General features: G+C 31.7%; 28 protein-coding genes. 4 read left to right on the top strand and 24 right to left on the bottom strand.

Annotated features, from left to right (window positions below; all coding sequences use genetic code 11):
• Positions 1–8: 8 nt before the first annotated feature.
• Genes CLLI_RS06620 through CLLI_RS06555 form a run of 14 tightly spaced genes read right to left on the bottom strand, consistent with a single transcriptional unit; the run spans position 9 to position 9,361 of the window.
• Entirely contained in the window at positions 9–1,940 is a 1,932-nt protein-coding gene (locus CLLI_RS06620; RefSeq protein ID WP_106063433.1) for a proton-conducting transporter transmembrane domain-containing protein, read from the bottom strand.
• Complete coding sequence (locus CLLI_RS06615; protein ID WP_106063432.1) at positions 1,937–2,281, bottom strand: sodium:proton antiporter; 345 nt, start codon at positions 2,279–2,281, stop codon at positions 1,937–1,939. Before CLLI_RS06615 ends, CLLI_RS06620 begins: the two co-directional genes overlap by 4 nt.
• A 10-nt stretch (positions 2,282–2,291) precedes the next feature.
• Positions 2,292–3,089: a hydrogen gas-evolving membrane-bound hydrogenase subunit E gene (mbhE, locus tag CLLI_RS06610; RefSeq protein WP_106063431.1), complete on the bottom strand. Its 798-nt coding sequence runs from the start codon at positions 3,087–3,089 to the stop codon at positions 2,292–2,294.
• Entirely contained in the window at positions 3,089–3,352 is a 264-nt protein-coding gene (locus CLLI_RS06605) for a hydrogenase subunit MbhD domain-containing protein (RefSeq protein WP_106063430.1), read from the bottom strand. The genes mbhE and CLLI_RS06605 overlap by 1 nt, the downstream gene beginning before the upstream one ends.
• A complete protein-coding gene (mnhG, locus tag CLLI_RS06600) occupies positions 3,352–3,687 on the bottom strand; it encodes a monovalent cation/H(+) antiporter subunit G (RefSeq protein WP_106063429.1) in 336 nt (111 codons plus the stop codon). Before mnhG ends, CLLI_RS06605 begins: the two co-directional genes overlap by 1 nt.
• On the bottom strand, positions 3,684–3,950 hold the full coding sequence (locus CLLI_RS06595) for an MrpF/PhaF family protein (RefSeq protein ID WP_242975545.1): 267 nt from the start codon (positions 3,948–3,950) through the stop codon (positions 3,684–3,686). Before CLLI_RS06595 ends, mnhG begins: the two co-directional genes overlap by 4 nt.
• The gene (locus CLLI_RS06590; RefSeq protein WP_106063428.1) at positions 3,947–4,468 is read right to left on the bottom strand and encodes a Na+/H+ antiporter subunit E; all 522 of its coding nucleotides are present in this window, start codon (positions 4,466–4,468) and stop codon (positions 3,947–3,949) included. Before CLLI_RS06590 ends, CLLI_RS06595 begins: the two co-directional genes overlap by 4 nt.
• A gap of 1 nt (position 4,469) precedes the next feature.
• Positions 4,470–5,141, bottom strand: a complete 672-nt coding sequence (gene hypB / locus CLLI_RS06585; RefSeq protein WP_106063427.1) for a hydrogenase nickel incorporation protein HypB — start codon at positions 5,139–5,141, stop codon at positions 4,470–4,472.
• A gap of 3 nt (positions 5,142–5,144) precedes the next feature.
• Positions 5,145–5,486 (bottom strand): hydrogenase maturation nickel metallochaperone HypA, encoded by a 342-nt coding sequence (hypA, locus tag CLLI_RS06580; protein ID WP_106063426.1) that lies wholly within the window; start codon positions 5,484–5,486, stop codon positions 5,145–5,147.
• Position 5,487: 1 nt separating this feature from the next.
• A complete protein-coding gene (locus tag CLLI_RS06575; RefSeq protein WP_106063425.1) occupies positions 5,488–6,570 on the bottom strand; it encodes a hydrogenase large subunit in 1,083 nt (360 codons plus the stop codon).
• 20 nt (positions 6,571–6,590) lie between these two features.
• The gene (locus tag CLLI_RS06570; RefSeq protein WP_170063655.1) at positions 6,591–6,992 is read right to left on the bottom strand and encodes an NADH-quinone oxidoreductase subunit C; all 402 of its coding nucleotides are present in this window, start codon (positions 6,990–6,992) and stop codon (positions 6,591–6,593) included.
• A gap of 14 nt (positions 6,993–7,006) precedes the next feature.
• Positions 7,007–8,005, bottom strand: a complete 999-nt coding sequence (gene hypE / locus CLLI_RS06565; RefSeq protein WP_106063423.1) for a hydrogenase expression/formation protein HypE — start codon at positions 8,003–8,005, stop codon at positions 7,007–7,009.
• Between the two features lie 19 nt (positions 8,006–8,024).
• A complete protein-coding gene (gene hypD / locus CLLI_RS06560; RefSeq protein WP_278335571.1) occupies positions 8,025–9,092 on the bottom strand; it encodes a hydrogenase formation protein HypD in 1,068 nt (355 codons plus the stop codon).
• 50 nt (positions 9,093–9,142) lie between these two features.
• Complete coding sequence (locus tag CLLI_RS06555; protein ID WP_106063421.1) at positions 9,143–9,361, bottom strand: HypC/HybG/HupF family hydrogenase formation chaperone; 219 nt, start codon at positions 9,359–9,361, stop codon at positions 9,143–9,145.
• A 270-nt stretch (positions 9,362–9,631) separates the two neighbouring features.
• Here CLLI_RS06555 and CLLI_RS06550 point away from each other — a divergent pair, with 270 nt between their 5' ends.
• Positions 9,632–10,039, top strand: coding sequence for a hypothetical protein (locus CLLI_RS06550; protein WP_106063420.1), 408 nt, complete (start codon positions 9,632–9,634; stop codon positions 10,037–10,039).
• A gap of 318 nt (positions 10,040–10,357) precedes the next feature.
• Here the strand turns inward: CLLI_RS06550 and CLLI_RS06545 are convergent, their stop codons facing one another.
• Entirely contained in the window at positions 10,358–12,910 is a 2,553-nt protein-coding gene (locus tag CLLI_RS06545) for a calcium-translocating P-type ATPase, PMCA-type (protein ID WP_106063419.1), read from the bottom strand.
• 286 nt (positions 12,911–13,196) lie between these two features.
• Between CLLI_RS06545 and CLLI_RS06540 the strand changes: the two genes are divergently transcribed.
• From CLLI_RS06540 to CLLI_RS06530, 3 genes are all read left to right on the top strand, one after another.
• Positions 13,197–14,840: a putative manganese-dependent inorganic diphosphatase gene (locus CLLI_RS06540; protein WP_106063418.1), complete on the top strand. Its 1,644-nt coding sequence runs from the start codon at positions 13,197–13,199 to the stop codon at positions 14,838–14,840.
• A 133-nt stretch (positions 14,841–14,973) separates the two neighbouring features.
• Complete coding sequence (locus tag CLLI_RS06535) at positions 14,974–15,216, top strand: hypothetical protein (RefSeq protein WP_106063417.1); 243 nt, start codon at positions 14,974–14,976, stop codon at positions 15,214–15,216.
• Between the two features lie 55 nt (positions 15,217–15,271).
• The gene (locus CLLI_RS06530) at positions 15,272–16,039 is read left to right on the top strand and encodes a hypothetical protein (protein ID WP_106063416.1); all 768 of its coding nucleotides are present in this window, start codon (positions 15,272–15,274) and stop codon (positions 16,037–16,039) included.
• Positions 16,040–16,095: 56 nt separating this feature from the next.
• On the opposite strand, the gene CLLI_RS06525 is transcribed toward CLLI_RS06530, so the two are convergent.
• From CLLI_RS06525 to flhA, 9 genes are read right to left on the bottom strand one after another with little or no spacing between them, the layout of a single operon-like run.
• Entirely contained in the window at positions 16,096–16,875 is a 780-nt protein-coding gene (locus tag CLLI_RS06525) for a flagellar hook-basal body complex protein (RefSeq protein WP_106063415.1), read from the bottom strand.
• Between the two features lie 23 nt (positions 16,876–16,898).
• A complete protein-coding gene (locus tag CLLI_RS06520) occupies positions 16,899–17,693 on the bottom strand; it encodes a flagellar hook-basal body complex protein (RefSeq protein ID WP_106063414.1) in 795 nt (264 codons plus the stop codon).
• Complete coding sequence (locus tag CLLI_RS06515; RefSeq protein ID WP_242975543.1) at positions 17,690–17,845, bottom strand: hypothetical protein; 156 nt, start codon at positions 17,843–17,845, stop codon at positions 17,690–17,692. The genes CLLI_RS06520 and CLLI_RS06515 overlap by 4 nt, the downstream gene beginning before the upstream one ends.
• A gap of 44 nt (positions 17,846–17,889) precedes the next feature.
• Positions 17,890–18,411, bottom strand: coding sequence for a DUF6115 domain-containing protein (locus CLLI_RS06510; protein ID WP_106063412.1), 522 nt, complete (start codon positions 18,409–18,411; stop codon positions 17,890–17,892).
• Between the two features lie 36 nt (positions 18,412–18,447).
• On the bottom strand, positions 18,448–19,170 hold the full coding sequence (locus tag CLLI_RS06505) for a FliA/WhiG family RNA polymerase sigma factor (RefSeq protein WP_106063534.1): 723 nt from the start codon (positions 19,168–19,170) through the stop codon (positions 18,448–18,450).
• Between the two features lie 14 nt (positions 19,171–19,184).
• Entirely contained in the window at positions 19,185–19,841 is a 657-nt protein-coding gene (locus CLLI_RS06500; RefSeq protein ID WP_106063411.1) for a flagellar brake protein, read from the bottom strand.
• Between the two features lie 12 nt (positions 19,842–19,853).
• Positions 19,854–20,735 (bottom strand): MinD/ParA family protein, encoded by an 882-nt coding sequence (locus CLLI_RS06495; protein WP_106063410.1) that lies wholly within the window; start codon positions 20,733–20,735, stop codon positions 19,854–19,856.
• Positions 20,729–21,889: a flagellar biosynthesis GTPase FlhF gene (gene flhF / locus CLLI_RS06490; protein ID WP_106063409.1), complete on the bottom strand. Its 1,161-nt coding sequence runs from the start codon at positions 21,887–21,889 to the stop codon at positions 20,729–20,731. The genes CLLI_RS06495 and flhF overlap by 7 nt, the downstream gene beginning before the upstream one ends.
• 1 nt (position 21,890) lies before the next feature.
• On the bottom strand, positions 21,891–23,918 hold the full coding sequence (flhA, locus tag CLLI_RS06485) for a flagellar biosynthesis protein FlhA (protein WP_423236796.1): 2,028 nt from the start codon (positions 23,916–23,918) through the stop codon (positions 21,891–21,893).
• Between the last annotated feature and the right edge of the window lie 190 nt (positions 23,919–24,108).

The raw sequence follows: 24,108 nt of genomic DNA, 5'->3' as shown, positions 1-24,108 counted from the left end.
CCCTTCCTCTATAGTACTGCAAAAAGATATATACTTAATACTGCAGTACAGGAAATAACCCAGGTTACATAATCATTTACTACTCCACTATGAGCCTTTTCTAAAAATCCAAAGTATCCCTTTAAATTATGTCTAAGTCCCCAAAAAAGATCTCCTCCAGCTATAGGAGCAAATTCTTCCTTTTCTCCGCCGGTAAACACTCCATATTTGTCTCCAAAATTGCAGGTTGTGTCTATATTATTTTTCTTAACAAAGTTTAGACTTATTCCCACTCCTATAATAAATCCTATAAGTATTACTATAAACAATACAAACCAAGCCTCAGGTCTCCAATATCCTGCCATTTCATAAGTCATATTAGGGATTGGAATCTTATTTTTGAACATTTTTTCTGCAAAACCCTTGGTAAACATAACATCTATATAATTATGTAAGTTATATATAGAATAGGCTGCAGGCTCTAAAAGATACTTGGATATAATTTTAGGAAATAATCCTTCAACTAAACAAGCCAATGCAAATACACCCATGGTAATACTCATAGTCAAGGGAACTCCCTTTACTTCCTCTAATTTTTTGGGCAATTCTCCAAAGAAAACCGATTGAGCTAACTTCATCATATAAGCTAAGGTGAAAACAGACACAATCAAAGCAATAATGGTCACAGGAGCATAACCTGCCTCATAGGTAGCTTGATATATCATCCATTTAGATACAAAACCATTAAAAGGAGGAAGCCCGCTTATAGAAAAAGCTGCTATTAAAAATAGTATGGTAGTATAGGGCATTTTTTTTGACAATCCTCCTAATTTAGTAATATCTGTGGTTCCGGTAGCATGAAGTACCGCTCCTGCACACATAAAAAGTAAGCATTTAAAGGAGGCATGATTTATCATGTGATAAAGTCCGCCTAATGTTCCTAATACTCCTATACTGCTTTTAGAAGAAAGCCCCACTCCAAAAGCAACTATTATGTACCCTATTTGTGAAACTGAAGAAAAAGCTAATAGTCTTTTAAAATCTGTCTGTATTATAGCCATTGAAGCTCCCACTATCATGGTTAATGTACCCCATATTATAATAAGTAACTCCATTTTGGCCATTCCCACACTAAAAAATATCATATATAATAACCTTACAAAGCCATATATTCCCGTTTTACTCATAACTCCTGAAAGCAGCATGGATACAGAAGATGGTGCGGACATATGTGCATCTGGCGGCCAAGTATGACAAGGTACTAAAAAAGCTTTTACCCCATAACCTGCCATCATAAAAGCTAAAGCTAATATAGTTACAGGAGTATAATTATTATGAATTAAAGCAGATATTTGAGCCATGTTTAATGTGGCTGTTTGAGCATATATAAGCACAGTACCTAATAAAATCAAGGTAGAGCCTAGTGAACCAATTACTATGTATTTAAAACCCGCTTCCAAAGATTTATAAACATTATTTCTAAAAGCTGTAAGTGAAATAGCCGCAAATGTCATAATTTCTAACATAACATACATATTAAATAAATCACCAGTAAGGACAAAGCCAATCATACTTCCCAGCAATAAGAGAAATAATGTATAATATTTATCTATGGCATTGTCCTCTTTCATATATGTTACGGAATATATGCTGGACAAAAAAGATGAAAATGTTATTATAAGTCCAGTAAAAAGACCAAAGGAATCAACTTCCAATCCTATTCCTATAGCCATTTGTTCCTGAGGCATCCAATTACCTAACCAGTAAGTAGCCACCTTACCTTCCAGCAATATAGGCTTTGTTAAAAATAGAAGACTTACCAAAGATACTAGAGAACTTACTATGGCTATACCTTTCATTGCTGGCAATAACTTCTTGTTACTGCTTATAGCCCCAATGAGAAAAGCGCCAATAAATGGGGTTATTATAGCAATTATAGGTAAACTGCTTACATAATTCATCCTCTCAGCCTCCTTACCTTATCCGCATCTATAGTGCCATACTTCTCCTGTATTTTTATGATTAAAGATAGTGCTAAAGCGGACACACATGCCCCTATTACAATAGATGTAAGTGTCAATGCTTGAGGTACAGGATCCACAAAAAAGGCCCCTGGTTTTAAATCTGTAATAAATATAGGTGCAGTACCACCGGGTCTAAATCCTACAGATACCAATAATAAATTTAGTCCTGAATCCACAAGGGACATTCCTATAACTATCTTTATCAAATTTTTTTTACTCATCATAATATATAAACCTAATATCATAACTATAAATGCTCCAATATAATTTATAAGCATAATTACACCTCTATTCATTTTCCTCTGCATTTAAGGTACCTATCATAGTAATAAGCAAAAATCCAATACCTGCCAATACCTTATAGCCAACTGCAAAGTTCATCCAAAATATGGTTCCAGAACTATAAAGCATACCTGGCTTTCCCTGATTATAAATTACATTTTTAAAAAAATTATAGCCATATACCACACCTAAAGTTCCCAATAGTAAAAAACTTAAAGCTCCAACACTTTCATATACTTTAATTCTTTCTGCATTAAATACCTTTGATACCCTATCCATGCCATAGGCTAAGAATACTATGGCTACAGCCCCAGCTATTAAAACTCCTCCCTGGAAGCCTCCCCCAGGGCTTAGATGTCCATGAAGTATAACATAAGCTCCTAAACTTAGACTAATTGGTAAAACTAGATTTGCTGTGGATACTATTATTGAATCCCTTTCTATTATACTGTCTCTTTTTTTATCTATTTCTTTTATTATTTCTAAATTACTTTTGTTCTTTTGACTATTCTTTAAATCTTTCTCTAAGGGAGTAACAGAATTCTTTTTATAATTTCTTAATATTACAGCTGATCCTGACACTGCCGTAAAAAGAACAAAGGACTCTCCCAATGTATCATATCCCCTAAAGTCAAAAACAATTGCAGTTACAGCATTTATTGCACCAGTCCTCTCTATAGTATTTTTTACAATTATGTTACTTATTCCATTATAGGTAGAGGGTAATGCTGCCATTACAAAACTAACATATACTGAAAAAACCAACAGTATACTTAATGAAAACCATACCAAAAATTTTTTCATTACCCTTTACCCTCCTTTTCATTGACCTTCTTTAAAGTGATTACAAATATAAATGGGGTAAGTATTGCTCCTACAGCTCCTTCAGCTATAGCAACATCTGGTGCTCTTAAAAGCAAAAATTCTAAAGCAATAAAGGTTCCTACTACAGAAGAAGCAATGACACAGGGTAAAATATCGTCAATGATTACAGTAAATATGGCTGATACTACAATCCCTATAATTATCAAAGTATTCAGGAAATTTGTATTAAACAAAGCACTCATCAATTTCCCTCCCTATTCTTTGGGTAAGAGCTTTTATTAAACATTGGAGTCCCTATTTTATATGCTGCTTTCGTCATAGCATGGGAAGCTGCTGGATTTGTTAAAATTATAAACACTCCTATTATTATTGACTTTATTCCTATGGCTATATTTCCTATATAAAATCCATAAATAGCCGCTGCTATTAGTATGGGCAATCCACCCATAGTTACTATATTAGTAGAGGATTGAAGCCTGCAAAAGGTATCTGGCATTCTCAACATTCCAACTACCCCTGCAAATATGAAGAACAAACCTATTATTAAAAAAATATCTATAATTATTCGTGCTATCATATTTTCCCCTCCAAATATCTTGAAATGAGGACAGTGCCAATAAACCCCAGTAAGGTTATTATGAGTCCCAAATCTATATAAAGAGATCTTCCTTCATAGCAGCCGAATAAAACCATTACTAGTCCAATCATAACATCTATGGAATCCGCCGCTACTACTCTATCAATTATATTGGGGCCTTTAAATACCCTATACAATAGTAAAAAACTAAGCAATACTATTAAAATTGAAATAAAAATAAATTCAAAGGACATATCTATCATATAAATATCCTCCTTACCCAGGGTTCAAAGGCACCTTTAATTATGTTTGACGCTTCCTCTTCTTCTTTGGTTTTTACATCAATCCAGTGTATATACATATATACACTTCCTTTTTCCTCCACTATATCCATGGCAATAGTCCCTGGAGTTAAGGTTATACAATTTGCCAGCATTGCTAGACCATAGTCAGATTTTAACTTGGTTTCTATCTTAACAATACCTGGATTAATGTTTAGATTTGGAGAAAGAGCTCTTTTAGCCACATCCCAATTGGCCTCAATGAGTTCCACTGCATAATAGGGAATGAATAGTATTAGCCATAATATTCTATTTTTCTTAAACATCCAAAATGCATCTTCCTTTATTAAAAAAGATGATGAAAATACCCCTATGAATAAGGATACTATAATTCCCCCTGCAAGTTCTTCTCCTATATTGGGAGCTGAATAGCTTCCAATATAAATAAGCCATAAAAGAAAGGAGAGTATAGCTGTTGAAACTACAGATTTAACCCTCATATTATTCCTCCTTTGCTTTAACTTTTCTCCTATCCATCTCCCTTTCTAACCAATGCACAAAGTTATCTATGCCTTCCCCGGTAATAGAATTTGCATTAAATATTTGCAGATTAGGATTAACTTCTTTTCCTCTTGCTTCCACCCTTCTTTCATCAAAATTAAAATATTCTTTTAAATCATATTTACTAAGTATTAAAGCATCTGCCTTAGTAAACATAAGAGGATATTTTTCTACTTTATCATCTCCCTCTGGAATACTTAAAAGGGCTATCTTTAAATGTTCCCCAATTTCAAATTCAGCTGGGCATACTAAATTACCTATATTTTCAATTATTAATATATCCAATGTATCCAAATTAAATTCTGGCAGTATTTTCTTTATGGACATTGCCTCTATATGACAGGCCCCTTCGGTGTTCAATTGCACTACAGGAATCCCCATAAGACCAATTGTCACTGCATCTAACTTTCCCGCTATATCTGCCTCTATTACACCTACTCTATATTTATCCCTTAATTTTTCTATTAATTTAATTATAAAAGATGTTTTCCCACCACCTGGTGAGCCCATGACATTTATCATAAATATGCCTTTTTCATTTAACAGCTTTTGTATCTCATCATCACATTTTTCATTCCATTCCATAATCTGTCTCACAATTTTTATTTCCATAATCTACTCCCCTTTTATAGAATCTATATAAAATTCATTCCCGCTTATAACTTTAATATTAAAGCTGCCACAGTTAGGGCAGCAAAAATTTATCCTATTAGTACTGCATATATGATTACAATCTTTGCATTGAATCTCCATTGAAATTTTCTCTATGTTTATCTTTGCTCCCTTTAGTATGGTATCTTTACTTATTATGTCAAAATAGTACTGTATACTCTCAGATACTACCCCTGATAACTCCCCCACCTTTAATCTTATTTCCTCTACTTTTTTCAAATTATTTTTTAGTGCTTCTTCACTGCAAATCTTAATTATACTTTCAGTTATGGACAATTCATGCATATTATCTATCCAAACAAGAGAAGCAAGGATCTATACTTGCAACTATAAGCCCTGCATCTGCTACGGTATTGCCTTTAAGCATAGCTGGAACTGAAGCTGCATTTCTAAAGGTGGGAACATGTATATTTACTCTTCTGTTGCCCTGACTGCCATCTGTAACTACGTAATAAGTTAGCTCTCCTCTTGGAGCTTCAATTCTTGTGCAATATTCCCCTGCTGGAACCCTTGGAATTTTAACTCCTAAATTTATTGGGGTGTCTGGCATATTTTCCGCTGCCTGAGTAATTATTCTTATACTTTCACCTATTTCTAGAAGCCTTACCAATACTCTTGAAAATACATCTCCATCCTTTTGTACAACCATATTAAAATTAAAATCTTCATAAGAGCAGTAAGGATCTATTTTTCTAGTATCACATTTAAGTCCTGAAGCTCTTCCATGAGGGCCTGAAAGTCCATATATCCACGCTTCATCATAGGTTAGTTTACCTACTCCTTTGGTTCTTAATGCTACAGTTTTATCTCTTCCAAATATATCTATTATTCTTTCATAGGGTTCTTTTAACTCTTCTATAATCATTAAAAGATTTTTAAGTCCTTCCTTATCTATATCTCTTCTAGCTCCTCCAATTATGTTCATAGCATAGTTAACTCTATTGCCTGTTAGTGTTTCTAATGCCTCCATAACCTTTTCTCTAGCAGAAAAAGTATACATAAAAGCACTGTCAAATCCTATTATGTGGGCTGCTAATCCCAAAAGCAGAAAATGTGAATGAAGTCTTTCCAATTCGCATATTATGACCCTTATATAAGATCCTCTTTTTGGCACCTCTAATTCTGCAATATTTTCAATGGCTAAACAATAAGCTAAACTGTGAGAATGAGAACAAATACCGCAAACTCTTTCTACCAAGGTTATAGTCTGTATAAAATTCTTTTCCTGAGCCAACTTTTCAATGCCTCTATTGTTGTATCCAATATAAACCTTTGCATCATCTACAAATTCTCCATCAGTATATAATTTTACATGTACTGGTTCCTCTAAGGCTGGATGATATGGTCCTATAGGAATTACATAACTCATACACAATCCTCTTCTTTCTGCTATTTATTTTCCTCTTCATCAACTTTTTCTTTATATTTATTTCTTAACTCTTCTATAGGAGTTACAAGTATTTGACCTGATCCATCGAAATCATCTGGTAAAAACAACCTATCTCCCTTTTTTAATCCTTCAAAATCCACTTCCATTACCTCACATATATCCTCTTCACACCATTGAGCAGAACCTTTATATATGTGAGTGATAGTTGGAAATGTTTTTTCGCCTTTGCATATATATGTTTTTAAATTTCCATCTATATCAAAATTATAGGCAATCACATTATTTCCTTCTTTATCTACATATCCATTCATAATTACAAGTCTTCTTTTTTCACTTAACATTTTTTCTGCCATACTAACAATTTCATCTTTATTTATATAGGTTATATCCATTTTATGCATAACTTTTCTCCCCTTTAACATATTCTAGGTAAAAGGTCATAGGTGATTTTATCCAAAATTCTTCTGCCTCCAAATAAAGTTTTAAGCAATACTTTTGAAGAAGTATAATCCACCACTTCTCCAATTATTGAGGCTTCATTACATCCTATGTTTCTTAAATCCTTTATTATATCATCACTAACCTCTGGAGAAACAATTGCTATGATTTTCCCCTCATTAGCTATATATAAAGGATCTAAACCTAATAATTCACATGCCCCAATCACTTCTCTATCTACAGGTATTTTTTCCTCCTCTATCTCTATTGAGAAATTCTCTCCTTCTACAAATTCTTTTAGTGTAGTAGCTGCCCCACCCCTGGTAGGATCCCTCAAAATCTTTACTTCCTCTCCATATTTAAAAATAGTGTATGCTATTTTATTTAAAGGAGCACAATCAGATTTTATTTTGCTTTCCAATAAATTTTCCCTAGCACAAAGTATAGATATACCATGATTTCCTATACTCCCAGTTAATATTACCTTATCCTTTATTTTTATTCTTTTTTTCCCTAGATTTATTCCTTTAACCTTTTCACCAATACCTGCAGTATTGATGTATATCCCATGACCGTGTCCCCTATCTACTACCTTAGTATCTCCAGTTACAATTTGTATTCCAGCTTCCTCTGCTGTATTTTTTATGGAAGAGATTATTTTTTTTAAATCTTCAATTTTAAAACCTTCTTCTAATATAAAGGATAAGCTTAAATACTTTGGAATACTTCCACACATAAGCAGATCATTTACTGTGCCACACACACTTAGCTTACCAATATCACCCCCAGGGAAAAAATATGGATATATTACAAAGCTATCACTAGAAAAGGCTATTTCTCCTGAAGTTCTCAGCAATGCTCCATCTCCCAGTAAATTTAATTTATCATTTCCTAAGGCAGGTATAATCATTTCCTCTATAATCATGGAGGTTTTTTTCCCGCCATTTCCATAGGACATAGATATAACATTCTCCATAAAATCATCTCCTAGTTATCTAATAATACTTATAATAAGCAGCGCAGCTTCCTTCTACAGATACCATACATGGTCCTATAGGGTTTTCTGGAGTGCATACCTCTTTAAATAGATTGCATTGCTCAGGTTTTATTATTCCTTTTAAAACTTTACCGCATTGGCACATACTGTTTTCTTCAAATTTGTTAATCTCCAAAGGATATATATTTTCTATATTGTATTTTCCATACTCATCTCTAATCTTAAAGCCACTGCTATCTATAGCACCAATGCCCCTCCAATAATCCTTTTTTTTATAAAACACTTCTTCAATAACTTTTAACGCCACAATATTTCCATCTTTACTTACTATAGATTTATATGCATTTTCTACCCCTATATCCCTTTCTTTTATCATTTTCAAGAGCTTCCATAGACCAACAACTATATCTTCAATTTTAAATCCAGTAATAACGCCTGGGCAGTTAAAATCCCTTAAAAAGTAAAATCCCTTCTCTCCTATAATAGCTGCCACATGACCTGGACATAAAAAGCCTTGTATATTTAGTTCTTTGTCCCTTAATAGAGATTTCATCACTGGTTCTACACTTTTATGCATAGATAAGACATAAAAATTTTTAATATTATTATATTTTGCCTCCTTTATAGCCACTGCAGTATGAGGAGCAGTGGTTTCAAAACCTATACCTAAGAAAAGCACCTTACTCTGGGGATTATCTATTGCTAAAGAAACAGCATCTATACTGGAATAGACAATTCTAATATCACCCCCTAATGCCTTAGCTTTTTCTAAGCTTATACTTGGTGTTGAACCAGGGACTCTTATCATATCTCCATAAGTGGCAATTATAATATTTTCATTTAATGCCAAATTATATACATAATCAATATAGCTGCTGTGAGTTACACATACAGGACAACCTGGCCCAGATATGAGATTAAAATTATCATTTAATATGCTTCTAAGTCCAAATCTACCTATAGCTTCAGTGTGAGTGCCACATACTTCCATAATATTTACTCTTTCTTCAAAGGAATTTATTTCATCTAATAAGACTTTTAAATATTGTTTTCTTCTATTAAAAATAAAATCACCATCCTTATAATTGATATAGATTAACTTATATTTAATCTTGATTAAATTTTGCTGTTTACTAATTTTATTGCTTCTATAATTTCATTAGCATCTTCCTGCTTTATCAAATCTAAAGCAAATCCTGCATGAGTCATTACATAATCGCCTATGTTAAGATTGGGTAAAAAATCTATTCTTATTTTTCTTTTTACACCACTGATTTCTCCTATAGCTTCTTTATCTTGAATTTCTAACACCTTCAGGGGAATACCAACGCACATATTCTACCTCCACATATTAAACTTACTAATAGATTATATTTTTTCCACAAAACCAGCTTATATACTATAATTATATGAAAGATATCCTCTCTTAATAATATATGTTTCCTATGGATAAACTATAAATATAAAAAAGTCTACTAGTTTTAAATTCCAAAAGACTATGATATAATATATTTGAGTATTACCATAATTACTGTAATGGGAATTTTAGGAATTATAATTTATTATTAATTAAACAATAAAATATAATGCAAAGGAGTCATACATATGGGTTTTACAGACAAGGTAAATAAGTATTATGCACAAACTTATATAAAAAAATATGGGGATAGGCTGTGTCAGGTTCAGGGTAATGTAGTCTCCGTTAAAGTTGAAGAAAAAACCATACTATGGATTTTTCATAAATTAACTGTTACATTATTAGTAAGACCAGATAGAAGTAAAAATATTGCTAAATGTATTTATAAAAAGCGTAGATGGTTTAAGAAAATTGATTTTATTTCCATATCTCAAGGAAATTATGTTTTAGTACAAGGACTTAAAGGTAAAAAAGGAAAAGAAAACAGAGAACGAATAGAAATTTTGAATATAAGAAATATGACCACTCGAAAAGACTTAGTTCCTATAGAAGGCAAGGAACCTAAAGTTCAAAAGGTAAAAACCAGATTTAAATAAAGAATAAGCAAGACAATTTTTGTTGTCTTGCTTATTCTTTATTTAGGATACTTTTTTAATGGACAGAAGACAGTTTAGGAAAGCTTCTCCAAATAATAAATAGAAAATAATAAAGAATAAATAAGGAAACCTTACCCAAATAGTAAGCTAAATTAAATTTTAAATTTGACCTAATGTCAATGGAGAAAAATTATCCATATTTATTATTTATTCTTTATTATCTATAAATTTAAGCTTTTCTGTAGCGTCAGCAGAAGAAAAGCCTCCATAACTGTCAACTGTACTCTGTACTCTGTCCTCTGTTCTCTGTACTCTAAATCACCTGTTCCTATGAAAAAAGAATAAATATGTGCTATTTATAAATGCTATTATTCCAGAGAAAAATATTACAATAGCCCATTGTGATAAACTCAGTGCTACAGTATGAAATACTTTTTGTAAAAATGGTATATAAAGTATAGTCATAATCATTATTATTGAAAATGCAACTGCTCCCACTAAAGCCATATTAGTAAATAACTTTATTTCAAATATTGAGTGTCTTTCAGATCTACATTCGAATACATGTATAAGCTGTGACATAACTAAAGTACATAAAGCTAAGGTTCTACAGGTTCTTAAATCCATTTTATACATATATCCCATTAAAAAAGCTGCCACAGTACAAATTCCTATCAAGGAACCTCTGATCAATATCTTTTCTTTAAGTCCCCTGGCAAATATACTTTCATTTTTAGGTCTTGGTCTTTGCTGCATTATATCTATATCTGCTGGATCTACTCCTAAGGCTATAGCTGGAAGTCCATCTGTAGCTAAATTCACAAATAGAATTTGTATTGGTAAAAGTGGTATAGGCAAATTTAAAATTGAGGCTATAAACATAGTTAAAACTTCCCCTAAATTGCAGGATAGCAAATATCTTATAAACTTTCTTATATTATCATATATCACCCTTCCTTCTTCTATAGCCGCCACAATGGTTGCAAAATTGTCATCTAAAAGTATCATTGAGGAGGCCTCCTTTGTTACATCTGTCCCAGAAACACCCATGGATATTCCTATATCTGCTTCCTTAACTGCAGGGGCATCATTAACTCCATCTCCTGTCATAGCTACAATATTATCTGCATTCTTAAAGGCTTTTACTATTCTTAATTTATGATTAGGACTTACTCTAGCAAAAATTCTTAAGTTATCAATGTTTTTCAAAAATGCTTTATCATCTAATTTATCCAATTCTTCTCCTGTTATTACTTGAGTTTCATCTTTAACTATGTCCAATTCTTTTCCTATGGCATAGGCAGTATTCTTATGATCCCCTGTAATCATTATAGGTTTTATTCCTGCCATTCTACATTTAAATACTGCTTCCTTAACTTCCTTTCTTGGTGGATCAATAATCCCTGCTACTCCTATAAGTATTAGGTCATTTTCTAAGGAACTGTCCCCATAATTGGAAGTTTCCTTATAAGCTGCTGCTATACATCTTAAAGCTTTAAAGGACATGGTTTCTACAGCTTTTAGCACCTTATTTTTGTATAAAGAAGTAAAGGCCTTTACTTCACCATCTACCAATACATACTTACATCTATCCACTATCCTTTCCGGAGCTCCTTTTACATAGACAGTGGTTTTAAATCCCTCTCTAACTACTACTGACATCATTTTTCTTTCTGAAGTAAAAGGCTTTTCATATACTTTTTTACCTTTACTTAAAAAATCCTTTAATTCACCAGTATTCTTAAAAAAAGCCTTTATTAAAGCAGTTTCAGTTGGATCTCCAAAGAGAGCTTTTTCTGTATTTTTCTCACTGTAGTCAATATTACAATCGCTGCAATATGTAACTGCCTTTTTAAAAACATAATTTTGCGGCATAGTGTCTTTATCCATATTATATAAATAATTATTAAAAAATAATGCCTTTACCGTCATTTTATTTTCTGTTAAAGTACCTGTTTTGTCACTGCAAATTACAGAAGTACACCCTAGGGTTTCCACTGCTGGCAGCCTTCTTATAAGTGCATTCTTTTTCAACATTCTGGATACTCCTAAGGCTAATGCCACTGTTACTATGGCAGGCAATCCTTCAGGAATTGCTGCTACAGCAAGGCTAACACCTAAAAGAAACATTTCATACTTATCATTTCCTCTACTTATTCCTGTTATAGTTACTATGATGCAAATAATTATACATAATACAACCAATATCTTTCCTAATGAATTTAATTTTTCTTTTAGTGGTGACTTGTCCTTTTCTATACTTTGAAGCATTCCAGCAATCTTTCCCATTTCAGTTTTCATTCCTGTGGATATAACCTTAGCTTTAGCTTTACCCGTTAGTGCTACAGTACCCATATAAATGGTATTATTTTTATCACTGCAGCTTTTATTTACCCCTACAGATTCTCCTGTAAGTAATGATTCATCTAACATTAAAGAAGTGTCTTCTACAATTATACAGTCCGCAGGTATCCTGTCCCCACTTTCTACAATTACTAAATCTCCAATAACTAAGTTTTCAGCATTTATTATTTTTAGATTTCCATCTCTTATTACTTTTGCAGTAGGTGCAGCAAGGCTATTTAATGCTTCTAAGGATTTTTCCGTTTTAAACTCCTGTATAAAACCTAAAATTCCGTTCATAATAATTATTACTAATATAGTAATTGCATCTGCCTTCTCTCCCATAAATCCTGAGATTACAGTAGCCACAATAAGCACCCATACTATAAAATCATTAAATTGCTGTAGAAAAATTTTAACTGCGGATATTTTCTCCTTTTGTTCCAAAATGTTTGGCCCATATTTTTTAAGCCTTCTCTCTGCTTCCTTTGAATCTAGTCCGGAGAAAAGCTCTTTTTCGTTAATCACAATTAACACCCCCATGGTATTTTTCTAAGAACTAAAAACCAATGTGATAAATTACAATAATTAATTGTAATTTTGATCTTTAATTCTTAATTATAATAAATATATGTTACAACTTAATAAAATATTTTTAATTTTTGAAGTAGACCAAATCTTACATTTTCCCCTTTAAATCCAAATATTACTTTAAACTTTTCTGTTTTTTTGATATTATTAATAGGTGATTAAATAGGTGTAAAAATAATATTTCACCTTAATATAAATATGTATATACCAAGGAGGTTTTTTTATGAAGGACATTATATACATAAGCGGGCATAAGAATCCGGATACAGATTCCATATGTTCTGCTTTAGCATATGCAGAATTTAAAAATAAAACTGGCAGCATAACTGCTGTTCCTGTTAGATTAGGAGAATTAAATAGAGAAACTCAATTTGTACTTGATTATTTTGATGTTAAACCACCAGAATTAATAGAGACAGTAAGGGCTCAAATACAGGATTTAAAATTTGATAGTGTAGCTCCAATATGCCCTGATATTTCTTTAAAAATGGCTTGGTCCATAATGAAAAAAAACAATGTGAAGACCTTGCCAGTAGTTGATGAAAATGACAAACTTATAGGTCTTGCTTCTCTTTCAAATATAACTTCATCCTATATGGATATTTGGGATAATAATATACTTTCAAAAAGTGGTACTACACTAGAAAATATAGTTGAAACTCTTTCAGCAAAATGCATATATGTAAGTGAAAAAATAAATAACTTAACCGGGAAAATAGTAGTTACTGCTATGCAGCCTGAAAGCACTCGTGAAATTATTGATGAAGGAGATATTGTCATTTGTGGAGATAGGGAAGATGCTCAGGAAATAATTCTAGACTGTAAGGCGTCCCTTATGATAATAACAGGTAAACATGAGGTAACTGAAAAAATAATAGAAAAAGCTAAATCTATAGCATGTTCTATTATTATGACTCCTTATGACACTTTCACTGCAGCTAGACTTATTCCTCAAAGTGTTCCTGTAAGTTATGTAATGACTAAAGATAACCTTGTACTATTCAATAATGAGGATTTAGTAGACGAGGCAAGAGAAATAATGCTGAAGACTAGATTTAGAAGCTATCCAGTAGTAGATAATAATAATAAAATACTAGGAAGTATTTCAAGATACCATTTAATATCAAAAACTAAGAAAAAGGTTATATTGGTTGATCATAATGAGAGAACTCAATCCATACCTGGGCTTGAAGATTCAGAATTACTAGAAGTAATAGATCATCATAGAATTGGAGATATTCAGACAGGTTCTCCTATTTACTTTAGAAATGAACCTGTAGGTTGTACTGCAACAATTATAGCTTCCATATTTTTCGAAAATGGTATTAGACCATCAAAAAAAATAGCTGGCCTACTATGTTCAGCTATAATTTCAGATACCCTATTATTTAAATCTCCCACATCTACTGCTACAGATAAATTGATGCTAAGAAGACTTGCAGAAATAGCAAATATAGATCCAGAAAAATTTGCCCAGGATATGTTTAAAGCTGGCACTTCTCTTCAGGGTAAGACTTTAGATGAAATATTTAATCAGGATTTTAAAATATTTAATATAGGTTCATTAAAAGTAGGTGTAGGTCAAGTAACTACTATGGATACTGAAGGCTTTGCATCTATGAAAAAAGATATGATTAAGTACATGGAACATAGAGCTAATGATGAAAACTTCAATCTATTAATACTTATGGTAACAGATTTATTAAAGGATGGATCCGAACTATTGGTAGCTGGAGATGAAAAATATCTAATAAACAAAGCCTTTAATGTTCAGTTAAAGGAAAATTGCGTATATATGCCTGGCTTAATGTCAAGAAAGAAGCAAGTTATCCCTCCTTTAACTAATGCAGCTGCTGAAACAAAATAATTTAAATTAGTGGACAGTATACAATTTACTGTTCACTTTTTATTTGCTATTATTTTTTATTTACTATTATTGTGTAAACTTCTTCCTCTTTACTTCATATAATATTACTGAAAAAGTTTTAGGAGGAATTTTTATGTATAATAATTATAGTACTTGCTATAAGCCCTTCACTTCAATGCATAGATCTTATTGTATGATGTATCCATACTTTTGCCCAATGATGAAGATGTATTGGAGAAACACTTCATCCATGGTTCAACAGGATAAATACCCAAAATTTTTTGATAAAAAAACTTGCAGTGAGGACAATTCATCTTTTGAACTGCCTTACAATGTAAAAATGAGAAAAGTAAGTATAGAAGAAATAGAAGATTAGAATTAAAATAAAAAAACCTGCATATTAATTAAGTAATAAATGTTAATATGGAGGGATGAAAAATGGGGTAGGTTATTTAATTGGTTGTTTACTTAGTATAATATTGTGGAAAATTGATAGACAAGAAATATATTATAAATTGAATTATAATTTGAAAAAGATAATAAAACATAATGCTTTGCTTTCAGCAGTCTATATAGGTGTAATCATATTAATTTGTTTGTTACTGCATAGTATTAACAATGCAGAGCTAGCAAATGGAATAACTACTTTTTTAGTAATTGATATAAGTAATACTGAAAGGAAAAACTTAAAACGAAGAGAAAAGATACATTTTTATGATTCTATTTCCATAATAACTCGCTCCATAGTTTGTGGTTTTGTAGCTCCAATTCTTTATATTTTGATTTTCGGAAATATAGCAGCTTTAATTTACTCTTTTGTTTATAATATACATCTTCAAAATCAAATTAAATTATTTAAACTTTCTTTTAATGTAATGACTATAATTCCTGCTATTCTATCACAGCTTTTTTTATATGCTGTATATATTACAAGAAATAAAAAATTCACTGTGGACTTTAAAGGTGATTATATTACAAATTCCTATACTAAACCTTTGCTAAATGTTGATATACTCGCAGCCTATGTAGAATCAGTGAACTTTTATCATTATTTTAATAGTGACCATACAGATTATATAAAAAGCTACGGAGATTACAAAAACAAAATAAATGATATATGTATTAAAGACTATTTAAGTATAGCCTATGGCATATGCATGATTAGTTTTATAATCTTCTTTATTATCATAAAATTTTAGCTTACCCAAAGGGTAAGCTTTTCTTATTTATTCTTTATTATTTTTTATTTGAATTTTTATCTTCCTCTTAAATTATTAACCATTCCCCACATATCATCTGCTGCCTTTACTGCTTTGGATCCAAATTCAAAGGCTCTTTGAGCCATTATCATATCTGTCATTTCCTTAGCAATATCCACATTGGAACCTTCAATGTATCCCTGCATAATACTTGAATCTGTTGCTGTAGGGTTTACCCCATTTTTAGGCATATATAGATTATCACCTACGGATATGAAAGCATCCTGTCCTATTGCATTGTATATATTTATTTTTCCTACTTCCCTAATTGTAGTTACACCATTATTGTTTTCCTTTATTGATACGGTACCATCTTCCTTTATGATGAAATTATCCTGGGTAAACTCAGGTTTTCTTCCTTTGTACTCCATATACAATTTGTTACCATTTTTATCAACCAAATTTCCTTTATTATCTACATTGAAGCTTCCAGATCTTATATACCTAAAATCACCATTAGAATTTACAACTCTAAAATACCCTGGACCATCTATAGCTAAATCTGTGTTTATTCCCGTATTGGTTAAATTTCCTTGTTTATTGTCCCTTATCCAATTTCCTGCTTTAACACCTGAACCTGTTATCAAATTCTTATCTTTACCTTCATTTACGGGATATCCTCGTCTTTGGAGGCTTTCATACATTAAGTCTTGAAATGTTACATCTTCACTTTTATAGCCTTCAGTATTTACATTAGCTAAATTATTAGATATGCAATCCAGCTTTTCCTGTTGAGCCATCATTGCACTTCTTCCATTCCACATAATTCTAAGCACTTTAATACCCCTTTTCTCTTATACTATCTCACGCTTCCAACCTCGTTTACAGCCTTTCCTAAGGTTTCATCTATTGCCTGTATAACTTTGCTGTTAGTTTCAAAGGTTCTCATTACTGTCATGAGCTCCATGGTTTCCCTAGCTACATTTACATTTGATCTTTCAAGGCATGATTGTTTAACAGTTATATCATTATATTCTCTAGCATTATTACCCATATATAGATTGTCTCCAATTTTTTTTAAGTTCTTATAATTATAATTATTACCTCTAAAATCAACTAATTGAAGCTTATATGTAAGTGTGTTATTAACCATTATATTGCCATTAACATCTACTGTTGCCTTATCATCTTCTAATCTTATTGGTTCTACAGCACCACTTCTTAGATTTCTTCCCATAACATTATCTCCGCTGTCATTTACTAAGAAACCTCTACTATTTATATGAAAATGACCATCTCTAGTATAAAAGTTATTTCCTGTAACACCATCATTTCTATTAACTACAAAAAATCCTCTTCCTTCTATGGCAAAATCAAAAGGCTTGTCTGTTCTTTCTATGGTGCCTTGAGTAAAATTTGTAGCCACATCATCTATTCTACTGCCTAAACTTATATTTCCAATATTCTGCCTAACATTTTTCCCATGTACCTTTTTGTCATAATTATATAAAAGGACTTCATCAAACTGCTTAGCTGCAAGATTGTCACCTTTAAATCCTACAGTATTTACATTGGCTAAATTATTAGTTATTACATCCTGTTTTGCTTCCTGAGTTATCATGCCAGAAACTGCAGTATAAAGACTTCTTATCATTTGCTTACTCCTTTATCAATTATAAATTTAACTTCTTCTGGATATTTCATTCCCATTGCCCTTGCTCGTTTTTCCACCTGATAATCACTAATTTCATAATTTATCTTTACCTTTGTCATTATAAGGGTAGAAATAACTATTCCTATTCCCACTCCTAATAAAAGTTTTTTATCACTTAAAAAATAAATAAGGTGCTTTATTTTAGATATAACTCTTTTATTAATAGTACTTCCCCCTTACCAATATTTAATTTTTTCGATATCTCCTCTATTGTCATACCTGAATCTATCATATTGCCTACTTGTTCTATTTTTACGCTATTTCCTTTTGCAACAGCTTTATTTTCTTCTTCGTTATCTTCCTCTTTTTTATTTTCTTTGTTATTTTCTTCTTCGTTATATTGAATATTTTCTTTATAGTTTTCATCGCTATGATTTTTTATTGTATCTTCAACTACTTCTTTTTCTTTCTTTCCCTCTTCATGTGAATCACTATTCTGAATTATTTGTAATGAATTTTTAATATCTTCTATTTCCTTTTGCAAATCTAGTACAGTTTCTCCAATTTCTTTTCTTAATTTTCCAATTTCAACTTGAAAATCCTGCATATCATTTTCAGTATTGTCTAAGGTGTATTTAAATGAGCCCTTTTCTTTTTTTATTGCTACAATATTTAATGCAATTAGAATTACTCCAATGGTTAATAATAATACTGTCATAATAATTAGCTCCTTAATTTTTTATAAAAATTTATTTTAATTATCTATTTCGTACTTTAATTTTTTTAATTCCTGTCTTAAGTGGATCAATGCTCTGCTGTGAAGCTGGCATACTCTAGATTCAGAAACATTTAAAATTTTCCCTATTTCCTTTAAAGTCAATCTTTCATAATAGTAAAGTGACAAAACTGTTTTATCCTTCTCTTTTAAGTTATCTAAAGCCTTTGCTAGAAATTCTAGCAGCTCCTTTTCCTCCAAAGACTTTTCAGGGCTTGGACTTTTTTCATCTACCACTGTTCCAATTAAAGGTATATCGTCCTCTTCTGAAAATATTAAGTCTTCTAGGGATATTACTGAAATATAGTTAATATAATTCTCAATTCGAGATACCTCTTCTAAAGAAATATTAAGCTCTTTTGATATTTCTATGATATCTGGTTCTCTAAAGTTTTCCTTTTGAAATTTTTCTATGGCATCATTGTATCTATTGAGCTTGTCCATAGCACCCTTTGAAATTGGACTTATCTTTCTTAATTCGTCTATCATAGATCCCTTGATTCTTATAGATGCATAAGTAGAAAATTTCATTCCCCTTTCCTCATCAAATTTGTTTATTGCGTCCATAAGTCCAAGCATACCATAGCTAACTAAATCCTCATACTCAATATATTTTGTTTTACCCATTATCACCCTCGAAGCAATATATTTTACAAGGGGTATATATTTTTTTATAACTTGTTCCCTCACATCAAAATCCATAACCACTGCCACAGCTAACCCTCCCTTGGTGTGTTTTTCCTTTGATCCCTCATAATTCGAAATAATAAACTTATAATTTTTTCAACAGTCTTCTTATCCATATCAATAAAATTTATTCCACATATATTTCTATTTTCTACTCTCTCAACCCTAATTATTTTACCCTTCACATTAATTACTTCATCTTTAATAGGCAATGTTGCTACTATTACATCTCCTACATTTACATCTTTATCCGTTGAGATTCTCATTCCACCTGCACTAATATCTAAAGAAACAGCATTGAAAAATTCAAATTGATTGTCTGTTATGTTTTTCAAGGAAGATTTTTTATCTACTAATGCACAGCATGTATTTGCGGATACTGGAACCCTTACATAATTTCTCCTTTGAAATTTTATAAACTTTTTTGGATGAGCTAATAAAATCATCATTATTCTGTCTATCTTTCTTCCCACCACTACTGTATTAAATTTATATAAGCCTCTTTTGGCATAATATATTCCTTCAACTTTTTCACCTTTTTTTAATGGCAGATATGTTCCATCTCTTACTGGTATGCTAATACCCGCATACTCTTCCTCCACATCCTGGATATTGCTTAAATATGTGGTGTCATCCATCATTATCTCTACCCTATGATTAAGTAAAAACTTTATTGTTTCCGCCATGGCAATCAACTCCTATACTGAAAAAATACTAAATATTTTTCTAAATAATCCCTGGGCACCCATTCCAGCAGTTTCTTCTTTCAATCCTAATATTTTATTTCCTATGTCTATTATCTCTTTAGATATATTGGAATTAGGAAAACTAATTATAAAAGGTTCTTGTTTTCTTACCGCTTCCACAAGCTTTCTATCTTCAGAAATACTTCCCAAGTGCTCTAGTTTCATTTTTAAAAAATTATTCACTGTATTGTTGAATTTGTTATAAGTTTCTATACCCTCTTTACTGCTTAAAGTTCTATTTATTATCATTTTTGCAGATGACTTTATTTTAAAATAATTTACTGCCTTTAAAAGGCTATAGGCATCTGTAAGTGATGTAGGTTCTGGAGTAGTTATTACGATTAATTCTTCTGAACAGGCTATAAATCCTAAAACACTCTTGCTTATACCAGCTCCTGTATCCATAAGTATATAATCCAAATCCTCTAAATCCTGTATCTTTTTTATAAAATTTTCTCTTTTATCCTCATCTATTTCTTCTATTCTAGTAAGTCCAGAGCCTCCAGGCAAAAGTTTTACTCCATAAGGGCCCTCTATTACTACATCTTTTATCTTCATATTATTAAATATAATGTCATATACATTGTATTTAGGTAAAAAGCCCATAAGTACATCATCATTACCCATACCAACATCTGCATCAAATATCATTACCTTTTGTCCCTTTATTTGAAGGGCTATGGCTAAGTTAACCACAAAATTGCTTTTCCCCACTCCTCCCTTACCAGAGGTAACAGTAATTATTTTAGGGCCTTTTTTCTTTTCCCCCGCAGCTCTATCTTTTTCATCTGCATCTTTAGCCAACTGTCTTAATGCTTCTGCCTGATCTAACATATGCTATCCTCTCCCAATATTAGATTAGCAACCTCTTCTCCTGTAATTGTTTTAATATCATCAGGCACATTCTGTCCTGTGGTTACAAAACTTATTGGTTTTCCTGCACTTTGAAGTATATTAAGCACAGAACCATAGGTTGTAGTTTCATCTAGCTTTGTTATTATTACATTGTTATATCCTAAAATTTTATATCCCTCAACTATAGTGTCTATATCCCTGTCTTTAGTAGTAGAACTAATTACCAAATGGATATTTTCCGTATGTATCTTATCTATAAAGGCCCTAAGCTCCGAAATTTGCATAGGATTTTTGGAACTTCTTCCGGTAGTATCTACCAATATTGTATCACAATCACTCATGGAATTTATTGCTTCTTCCATATCTTTTGCAGAGAGAACCACCTTGAAATTAAGATTCATAATATCTGCATAGGTTTTTAATTGTTCTACTGCTCCTATCCTATAAGTATCAATAGTTATAAGTCCAACTTTTCTTTTTTTTACTAATGCCAAATTTCCCGCAAGCTTTGCAATAGTAGTGGTCTTTCCCACTCCAGTAGGTCCTACAAATGCTATTACTCCATCTAGTGGAACCTTTGATACGGGTATCATTTCCTCTATAGCTATTTTACCTTTTTCCATATTATCAAGTTCATTATCCATGCTGTTGACCTTATTTAAAATATTGTTAAGAGTTTTTTCATTGATATCATTGTTTTCAAGAAGAATTTCTAGTTTACTCTTCTCTTTACCAGAGCTTGTTGAGGTACTTATGATTTCATTCATCATTACTTTCATTTCCTGTATTTCTTTTAAAATAGATTCTTTATTTTTATCCTCTTTTGTCTCTATATTACTTAAATTGCTATCTGATAATCTCTCATTATCCCTTTTTACTTCATCCTTTTTTATTTCTCTATTTTCTATAAGCTTTTTTATAAGTTCCTCATTGCTATCTATAGAACTTTCCTTTTCCTTTTTTGAGTTATCTATAGCAGCTGTGACTTCTATGATCTTTTTTTGGAAAAGCCCGGAGAAACCTGGCTTTCTAACTTTTCTCTGGCTAATTATTACTGCATCCTTTCCTAACTCGCCTCTAATCCTAGTCATAGCTTCATTCATATTTTTTACCATATATCTCTTAATAACCATTTTATATTGTCACAACTCCTTCAGTTTTTATTTCAATATCATTAGGAATCTCATTTATAGACAATACACATAAATTTGGGAAAACCATTTCTGTAAGTTTTTTAAAAGCTGGCCTTATTTTTGGAGAAACTAATAATACAGGCTGACTTTCATAAAAGAAAGTGGTTTCCAGAGTATTTCTAAGAGAATTCAATATTTTTTCCGTGGTATCTGGATCTATAGCTGGAAAAGAACCCTGCATGGATTTTTGAATGTTATTTCCTATAACATCCTCAATTTCTTGGGATAGTGTTATTACGGTCATAGCATTGTTTTCATCCACCAATGGATTACAAATACTTCTTCCTAAAGCAAACCTAACATATTCTGTAAGCAGTTCTATATCCTTAGTACTTCTTGAGTTATCTGCAAGAGATTCTAAAATTGTAACCATATCCTTTATTGGGACCCTTTCCCTTAATAGATTTTGTAATACCTTTTGTACCTCCCCAATAGTCATTAAATCTGGTATAAGTTCCTCTACTACAGCACTATATTTTTCCTTTACAGAATCAATTATAAGTTTAACTTCTTGTCTGCCAAGTAACTCATAGGAATGACTCTTTATAGTCTCAGTTAAATGAGTTACCATTACAGTTGTTGGATCTACTACTGTAAGTCCTTTAATTTCTGCATCTTCTCTTTCATCCTTGTTTATCCATTTAGCTGGTAAACCAAAGGCAGGCTCTGTGGTTTTGATACCCTGTATTTCATATTCCCCATTGGTAGGATCCATACATAATAACATATTAGGCATAAGTTCTCCCTTAGCTATTACGGTACCTCTTATTTTAATAACATATTCATTTGTCTTTAACTGTAAATTATCCCTTATCCTTATGGGCTGAACTACTATGCCCATTTCTATAGCACACTGTCTTCTCACAGAAGTTATTCTCTGTAGTAAATCACCGCCAGAACCTTCATCAGCTAAAGGTATAAGCCCATATCCTATTTCTACTTCCATAGGCTCTACATTAATAAGGCTCATTACATTTTCAGGTTCTTTACTTTCTATTTCCGTTACTTGCTGCTGCTCCTGATAAATTTGATCTACAGTTCTTTCTTTTTCATCCTTATATAAGAAGTATGCTCCTATACCTGATGTCACTGAAAGTATAAGAAAAGGCGGCTTTGGAAGTCCTGGTACTAAAAATAGGAAGAACAATACTACTGAAGCCATAGCTATTACCTTTGGAAATCCAGTTAATTGTTTTCCTACCACATCACCAAAGTTATCATCTGACCCTGAACGAGTAACTAATATACCAGAAGCTGTGGATATTAAAAGACCTGGGATTTGTCCAACTAATCCATCTCCTATGGTAAGTCTTGTATATACTTGAGCAGCTTCTTTAATATCCATATTAAGCATTAAAGTACCAACTATTATTCCACCTAAAATATTTATTCCTGTTATAATAAGTCCTGCTACTGCATTCCCCTTTACGAACTTAGAAGCACCATCCATAGCACCATAAAAATCGACTTCCTCCTGAAGTTTTTTCCTCTTGTCTCTAGCACCATTTTCATCAATAAGACCAGAGTTTAAATCCGCATCTATACTCATCTGCTTACCAGGCATAGCATCTAAGGCAAATCTTGCTGAAACTTCTGCAACTCTTGTGGCACCACTAGTTATAACTACAAATTGAATTATCACTATAATTAAAAATATTATAATTCCTACTACATAGTTTCCCCCTACTACAAAGGAACCAAAAGCTTCTATTATTTTTCCTGCATTTGCTTGTGTTAAAATAAGTCTTGTAGATGAAATATTTAATGCCAATCCAAATAATGTGGTTATCAATAAAAGGGTTGGAAAGGATGAAAATTGTAATACACTGGTTGTAAACATAGTTAAAAGTAGTATTACCACAGACAGAGTAATATTAAGTGCCAAAAGTACATCTAAAAGTCCTGGAGGAACAGGAATTATCATCATCATTACAATAGCAATAACTCCAAAGGCTACTATTACATCCATATTATTTTTTATACTTATCTTTTTTTTCGTACCTTCCAAGACAAACACCCCATATTCTTTGATTAGTATTCTCGAAAACTCCCAAGGTACTGAAGTTTCTACATTAATTTTTCTATAGAAATCAGCTTCACCCCAGAGTTTTTTCAAGTTTTATATTGTACGAATAGCTTATATAATTTAAGATATTCGT

The organism is Clostridium liquoris (assembly GCF_002995785.1).
GTDB classification, from domain to species: Bacteria; Bacillota; Clostridia; order Clostridiales; family Clostridiaceae; genus Clostridium_AO; species Clostridium_AO liquoris.
Note: the sequence above shows the minus strand (reverse complement) of the source record. Positions and strands in the feature narration are given on the sequence as shown.